The 6,507-nt window shown below is 69.3% G+C and carries 5 protein-coding genes; 3 read left to right on the forward strand and 2 right to left on the reverse strand.

Annotated elements, in window-relative coordinates; translation table 11 throughout:
• Positions 1 to 27: 27 nt before the first annotated feature.
• Positions 28 to 2,538, forward strand: a complete 2,511-nt coding sequence (locus tag ABNT58_RS18295) for an ATPase, T2SS/T4P/T4SS family (protein ID WP_348754874.1) — start codon at positions 28 to 30, stop codon at positions 2,536 to 2,538.
• Between the two features lie 41 nt (positions 2,539 to 2,579).
• On the forward strand, positions 2,580 to 3,440 hold the full coding sequence (locus tag ABNT58_RS18300; RefSeq protein WP_348754875.1) for an SHOCT domain-containing protein: 861 nt from the start codon (positions 2,580 to 2,582) through the stop codon (positions 3,438 to 3,440).
• Here ABNT58_RS18300 and ABNT58_RS18305 read toward each other — a convergent pair.
• Entirely contained in the window at positions 3,388 to 4,536 is a 1,149-nt protein-coding gene (locus ABNT58_RS18305; RefSeq protein ID WP_348754876.1) for a mechanosensitive ion channel family protein, read from the reverse strand. The genes ABNT58_RS18300 and ABNT58_RS18305 overlap by 53 nt on opposite strands.
• A gap of 109 nt (positions 4,537 to 4,645) precedes the next feature.
• Positions 4,646 to 5,848 (reverse strand): SUMF1/EgtB/PvdO family nonheme iron enzyme, encoded by a 1,203-nt coding sequence (locus ABNT58_RS18310; RefSeq protein WP_348754877.1) that lies wholly within the window; start codon positions 5,846 to 5,848, stop codon positions 4,646 to 4,648.
• Between the two features lie 120 nt (positions 5,849 to 5,968).
• Here ABNT58_RS18310 and ABNT58_RS18315 point away from each other — a divergent pair.
• On the forward strand, positions 5,969 to 6,507 hold a 539-nt coding region (locus ABNT58_RS18315), incomplete at its 3' end, for an acyl-CoA dehydrogenase family protein (RefSeq protein ID WP_348754878.1).

Genomic DNA, 6,507 nt, shown 5'->3' on the forward strand with positions numbered 1-6,507 from the left:
CTTTCCCTGCCGCCGCTCGAGTTTTCGATGCAAGACACGGTGCCGGCCGACCTGGCCCCCGACCGGGGTCCGGCTTATGAGCCTTTCAAGTGGCCGACCCCCCCTTACGCCAGCTACCCAGAGCCGGTGCGCCAGAGCCGCCCCGAGGACTGCGAGCTGGAAGGCCTGAGCGGCAAGGCCCGGCCCGGCAAGCTGATGTCGCTGACGCCCGAGGCCGGCATCGCCCACGTCAAGGTGCTGCCGGCGCGCGCGGCCATTCCACTGCGCTTCGACCAGTTCCGCCGCCTGACGCTCAAGGCGCCGCTGCCCACGCTGGGCGCGGCCCACAACGACCCGCATGCGGCCATCGTCGACCACCGGCCGTCGGTGCCCTACAAGATCACCTGGCGCGACGGCAGCAGCACCGAAGGCATGACCATCGGCCATGTGGAAGCCGACTACGGCGTCTTCCTGTTCGAGCCGCTGGACGACGCCGGCACCGTCGAGCGCAGCCTGGTGCCGCGCGAGGCGATGGCCAGTGTCGAGTTCGGCACCCGGCTGGGTGAGCTGCTGGTCGAGCAGCAGGCCACCACGCCCGCGCAGATCGAGCAGGTGGTGCAGGAGCAGGAGCGCATGCGTTCGCAGAAGCTGGGCGACATCCTGGTCACGCGCCAGATCGTCACGCCCGACCAGCTGCTCGAAGCGATCGAGCAGCAGGCCAAGATGCCGATGGTGCGCATCGGCGAGGCGCTCACCGCGCTGGGCCTGATCACCGCCCAGCAGCTGGACGATGCGCTGGCGCAGCAGAAGCACGACCGCTCGGTGCCGCTGGGCGAGATGCTGGTGCGCCAGGGGCTGGTCTCGCGCCAGGACCTGCAGACCGCGCTGGCCCGCAAGATGGGCTACCCGGTGGTGGACGTGGCCCACTTCCCGGTGGAAGCCGAGGCGGCGCGCAAGCTGCCGTTCGCGGCCGCCAACCGGCTGGTCACGCTGCCGCTGCTGCTGCGAGGAAGCCGCCTCATCGTGGCATTGGAAGACCCTTCACGCCGCGCCGTGATCGAGGAGCTGGAGTTCGTCACCCAGCTCAAGGTGGTGCCCACGCTGGCCACGTCGGCCCAGGTGATGCGGGCGCTGCCCACGGTGTATGAACGGCTGGGCATCGACACCTCGGGCGCGCGGGTGGACGACCCCAGCGCCGCCATCGAGTTCGAGCCGCAGGACGCCAGCAAGCTGGTGGAAACGCTGGAGCTGCAGCACAGCCACAGCGCCAAGGAGGCCGAGGACGACCAGCCGATCGAGCAGTCGGACAACTCGCTGGTGCGGCTGATCAACCAGATGATCATCGACGCCTACAACCAGGGCGTCTCCGACATCCACATCGAGACCTACCCCGGCCGCGAGAAGCTCAAGATCCGCTACCGCAAGGACGGCGTGCTGCGCCCCTACCTGGAGCTGCCGCACACCTACCGCGCGGCGCTGATCGCGCGCATCAAGATCATGTGCGACCTCGACATCTCCGAGCGCCGCAAGCCGCAGGACGGCAAGATCAACTTCGCCAAGTTCAGCCCCCAGCACAAGCTGGAGCTGCGCATTGCCACCATCCCCACCAACAACAACCTGGAAGACGTGGTGATGCGGCTGCTGGCCTCGGCCAAGCCGCTGCCGCTGGAAAAGCTGGGCGTCTCCGAGCGCAACTACAAGCGCCTGACCGAAGCCGTGGGCCGCCCCTACGGCATGGTGCTGTGCGTGGGGCCCACCGGCAGCGGCAAGACCACCACGCTGCATTCGGCGCTGGCCAAGATCAACACGCCCGAGCGCAAGATCTGGACGGCCGAGGACCCGGTCGAAATCACCCAGGCCGGGCTGCGGCAGGTGCAGGTCAATGCCAAGATCGATTGGACCTTCGCCAAGGCGCTGCGCGCCTTTTTGCGAGCCGACCCTGACGTGATCATGGTGGGTGAAATCCGCGACGGCGAGACCGCGCAGATGGCGGTGGAAGCCTCGCTCACCGGCCACCTGGTGTTCAGCACCCTGCACACCAACAGCGCGCCCGAGACCGTGACCCGGCTGCTGGACATGGGCATGGACCCGTTCAACTTCGCCGATGCGCTGCTGGCGGTGCTGGCCCAGCGCCTGGTGCGCCGCATATGCGCCCACTGCCGCGTAGCCAGCCCGGCCAGCCAGCAGCAGGTGGACGAGCTGCTGCACGACTACCTGCATGTGTTTCCGCCCAACGACCCGCGCTTTGCCGCCGAGACCGAAGACGCGCTGCTGGCCGACTGGACCCAGCGCTTCGGCAGCAACGGCAAGCTGATGCACTACCACGCGCCGGGCTGCAAGCACTGCGACGACGGCGGCTTCAAGGGCCGGGTGGGCCTGCACGAGCTGCTGTCGATGTCGCGCGACCTGCGCCGCCTGGTGCAGACCGGCGCGCGGGTGGAAGAGATCCTCAACACCGGCCTGGCCGAAGGCATGCGCACGCTGCGCCAGGACGGCATCGAGAAGGTGCTGCAAGGCCTGACCACCATCGAGGAAGTGCGGGCAACCAGCAACACCTGAAGCCTCACAATCGTGGCCATCAACCACGATACGAGGCTTCCATGCGAGAACTCTCTTCGGCCGGCCAGCAGGCCGTGGCCGGCATCGCGCAGCGCCACGGCTTCAGTGTGGACGCGGTGACCCACATGCTGCAGGCCGTGGTCAACGGCAACGGCGGCATGGCCCAGTTCAGCCACCCCGAATTCGCCGGCAGCGGCCAGTGGATGCGCGGCGGCATGACCATGGTCTCGGACATGTTCAACAACCACCTCAAGGGCCGGGTGGACAGCCTGTGCGCCGAACTGGCCGACCTGGTGGCCAGCCAGCCCGGGCTGCTGCAGGGCGGCAGCTTCCAGTCGCAAAGCCAGGGTGGTGACGGCCAGCAGCAGCAAAGCGGCGGCTACGGCAGCAGCCAGGGCGGCTTCTCCGGCTCCTCCAGCCTGTTCGTGCCCGCTGCCTCGGGCAACAGCCAGGGCGACTGGTGGCCCGACGACCTGCGCTGGCCCAACAGCACCGGCGCGCAGAACAACGTGCGCTATGCCTACTTCGCGCAGGCCCACCGGCTGGCCATCGACCTGGGCGGCCGGGTGACGGTGTACGACACGCTGGACCACAGCATCGGCGGCTTCGGCCAGCAGCAGTCGGGCAGCGGCAGCCTGAGCTTCAACAGCCAGTACGGCGTGGTGGACGTGGCCTCGCTGCCGGTGGTGTGGACCTCGGACGGCGGGTCGGCACCCGCGCCGGCCTATGCGCCTTCGCCGGCCCCCGCGCCGGCCTGGAACGACGCAGCGGCCGCCACGCCTGCCGGCGAATCCACCGATGTCTTCGCCACGCTGGAACGTCTGGCCGACCTGCGCGCCAAGGGCATCGTCAGCGATGAGGAATTTGCGGCGAAGAAGGCGGAGCTGCTGAAGCGGATCTGACCGGCATTTCCACCCCCACCGGCCCCTGCACGATCACCGTGCGGGTCGGGAAGGCGAACTGCACGCCGATGGCGGCCAGTTCGCGCATCAGCGCGAGGTTGATGCGCTGCTGCTCGTCCATGTAGACGTTGAAGCTGGGGTCCTGCACGATGTACACCACTTCGTAGTCCAGCGAGCTTTCGCCGAAGGCCTTGAAGTGGGCGCGGTCGAACTTCAGGCGCTCGCTGGCCTGCACGATGCGCTGCACCACCTCGGGCACCTGCGCCGCCTGCTCGGCGCTGGCGTCGTAGGTGATGCCGAAGCTGAACACGATGCGCCGCGTCAGCAGCCGCTTGTAGTTGTTGATCGTCTGCTTGAGCAGCTCGGTGTTCGACACCACGATCTGCTCGCCCTGCAGGCTGCGGATGCGCGTGGTCTTCAGGCCGATGTGCTCCACCGTGCCGGCGGTGCTGCCGATGACGATGAAGTCGCCCACCTCGAAGGGCTTGTCCACCGCGATGGAGACCGAGGCGAACAGGTCGCCCAGGATGTTCTGCACCGCCAGCGCAATGGCGATGCCGCCCACGCCCAGGCTGGCCACGAAGGCGGTGATGTTGACGCCCAGGTTGGCCAGGATGGACAGCAGCACCACCGCCCACACCACCGTGGTCAGGCCCCAGGCCATCAAGGTGCCGGCCGCGCTCACCTGCTGCGGGTTGGCGCTGCCGGCGGTATGGCGCTGGTGGTAGGCCGCCAGGCCGGCCTGCACCGCACGGTTCATCCACAGGCCCATCTGCAGCGCCAGCGCCAGGAACCACAGGTGCTCGACCCGGCTGTGCCAGCGGTCGGGCAGCTCTACCGCGCCCAGGCCGATCAGCACGGCGGCCAGCAGGATCAGCCAGCGGTTGGTGCCGGCCAGCACGTTGACCAGGAAGTCGTCGATGCGGGTGGTGGTGCGCTGGGCCAGGTGTGCGGCGCGGCCCACGGCCACGCGCAGCAACAGGGTCAGCAACAGGTAGGCCACGCAGGCCACCAGCAGGCCCCACAGCCATTGGCTCAAGGGTATGCCCAGCAGCAAGGTGCCGCTCACGGTGTCGGTGATGGAGCTGAAATTCATCGGTCAGAAGGCTTTCGGTGCAGGGGTGCAGGTCGGCCCATGCACGCGGCGCGGACCGGCGAAAGCCTGGCTGCGGCAAACGCTGTGCCGCTGGCGCGCGCTCAACCCCCTAAAGCGCCACGCTGCGAAAACCGGTGAAGCCTTCGTCGCGCTCGGCCGCCGCAAAGCGCCGCACCTTGGGGTGGGCCAGCCGCGCCGGCTCCAGCGCCGCCACGCCGCGCAGCACCCGCAGCCGGCCGTCGATGGCCGCACGGCCACCGGGCCAGGCGCGCGCATGCCCGGCCACCCATTCGCGCACGCCGCGCCAGGCCCAGCCGCGGCTGCCGCCCTGCAGCGCGGCCAGCTCCCATTCCACCTCGGTGGGCAGGCGGCGGCCGGCCCAGCGGCACCAGGCATCGGCTTCGTACCAGTTGACATGCAGCACCGGCTGCGCCGCCGGCGCCCGCTGCAGGCGGCCGAAGCGGCGCAGCAGCACGCCGTGGCGCAGTTGCTCCACATCGCGCGGGCTGCGGCGGCCTTCGCGTTGTACCCAGGCCCAGCCTTCGGGGTGCCACCAGGCGGCCTCGTCATAACCGCCGTCTTCCACGAATTCGGCGTACTGGGCCCAGCTCACCGGCTGGGCGTCGATCTCGAACTCGGGCACCGCCTCTTCATGCGCCCATTGCTCGGCCGGCGGCACATAGCCGCCCGGCTGCGAGCCCAGCGCAAAACGCTGCGCGCCGAATACCAGCGGCGGTCGCAGCGGCAGCACCGGTGCGGCATCGGCCAGCTCGGTGGCGTCGGGCAGGCCCAGCGCCTGCGCCAGCGCGGCAAAGCGTTCCACCAGCGCGTCTTCGTACAGCAGCGCATCGCGGAACCAGTGCAGGTCGTCGTCGTCTTCGCCGGCCAGCAAGTCCACCGTCACCTCCAGCGTGTCGGCGAGGTAGCTGCGGGTGGTGCTGAAGTCGGGCAAGGCCATGTGCCAGCGGGCGGCGCCGCCCACCGCCTCGGGGTTCCACCAGCCGTCGGCGCCGGGGTCGATGCTGGCCAGCGGCGCGCGCTGGCGGTCGGACTGTTCGCCACGGGCGCGCTGCAGGTTGCGGGCGATCCAGCGCTCCTGGTACCAGGCGGCATGGCCGGCCAGCCAGCGGGCGGGCGCCAGCACCGCGGCATCGGCCGCGGGCAGGCGGCGTTCTTCGGGCTGCCCTTCGAACAGCGCCAGCCAGCGCAGCGTGCGGTTGCGGGCGTCGATCAGGGCCAGGGACAGCACGTCGGCATCGGCCACGCGCATGCGGCGCGGATCGGCCAGCAGGGCATCGATGGACGTGCTCATCGGAACGGATGGACGGCGGCGGGCATGCCATGGATTATCCCGATGCGGGTTTGTCGCGGCAGAGACAAACCTGAATCGAACGACCGTGCTAAAACGCCTGATTCCCGCAGGAGACAACCGATGGACCTCAACTTCACCGCGGAAGAAGAAGCCTTCCGCCAAGAGATCCGGCAATGGGTGCATGCCCACCTGCCGCAGGACATCAGCCACAAGGTGCACAACGCGCTGCGCCTGAGCAAGGACGATCTGCAGCGCTGGGCCAAGATCCTGGGCAAGCAGGGCTGGCACGGCTGGGCCTGGCCCAAGCAGTTCGGCGGCCCGGGCTGGAATGCCATCCAGCGCCACCTGTTCGAGGAAGAAACCGCGCTGGCCGGTGCGCCCCGCGTGGTGCCCTTCGGCCCGGTGATGGTGGCGCCGGTGATCATGGCCTTCGGCACGCCCGAGCAGCAGGCCAGGCACCTGCCCGGCATCATGAGCGGCGAGGTGTGGTGGAGCCAGGGCTACAGCGAGCCGGGCTCGGGCTCGGACCTGGCTTCGGTCAAGACCCGCGCGGTGCGCCAGGGCGACCAGTACATCGTCAACGGCCAGAAGACCTGGACCACGCTGGGCCAGTATGGCGACTGGATCTTCTGCCTGGTGCGCACCGATGCGAGCGTCAA

The organism is uncultured Aquincola sp., from assembly GCF_964001545.1.
Taxonomy (GTDB): Bacteria; Pseudomonadota; Gammaproteobacteria; order Burkholderiales; family Burkholderiaceae_C; genus Aquincola.

Excerpts from the sequence above, each read along its gene's own strand:
- ABNT58_RS18300 (WP_348754875.1), top strand. The coding sequence starts at position 2,580 with ATGCGAGAACTCTCTTCGGCCGGCCAGCAGGCCGTGGCCGGCATCGCG.
- ABNT58_RS18310 (WP_348754877.1), bottom strand. The coding sequence starts at position 5,848 with ATGAGCACGTCCATCGATGCCCTGCTGGCCGATCCGCGCCGCATGCGC.
- ABNT58_RS18295 (WP_348754874.1), top strand. The coding sequence starts at position 28 with ATGCAAGACACGGTGCCGGCCGACCTGGCCCCCGACCGGGGTCCGGCT.
- ABNT58_RS18305 (WP_348754876.1), bottom strand. The coding sequence starts at position 4,536 with ATGAATTTCAGCTCCATCACCGACACCGTGAGCGGCACCTTGCTGCTG.